The 512-nt window shown below is 33.2% G+C and carries 1 pseudogene; it reads left to right on the top strand.

The features are described from left to right. A pseudogene (locus tag ACRCJ0_RS19390) lies at positions 1–338 on the top strand (NADH-dependent oxidoreductase); the annotation flags it as partial. Positions 339–512: the final 174 nt, after the last annotated feature.

Here is a 512-nt window from a genome sequence, read left to right on the forward strand (position 1 = left end):
CATTATTCAAAACTGTCTTAGACGATGAAACCAAATTATTCGCTGTGGGTGGTGTCTTTGATGAAGAAAGTGCTAAAGATGCGGTAGAAAATTATACTGATATTGTTGTAGTTGGGCGTGGGACCCTAATAGATCCACAATTTGGACTTAAGATTCAAGAAGGACGAGGAGATGAAATTTTCCATGAAATTAGTCCAGAAAACATGGTATATGTCTCATGGACAGAGGGACTAAAAGAAGCATTTACTAGAGAAGATTCATTAGGCTTACCTCCACTACCAGGTGGTGAAACGATAAGACACTTACATACAGGTCGCTACGATATGTTAGAGAAATAAATAATAATATTTTAAAAGCGTTCATATGAACGCTTTTTTGTACATGATTGTTCTTTTTGAAAATAATCACATACATCTATAAGTTAGGTAAATACATATTAATCAAGGCATTATATAAGACAAATGTTTTTTATTAGTTTAAAATAAGCAAAATTTTTGAGTGGGTTTCTAGCC

It is taken from the genome of Aerococcus sp. L_32 (assembly GCF_050689315.1).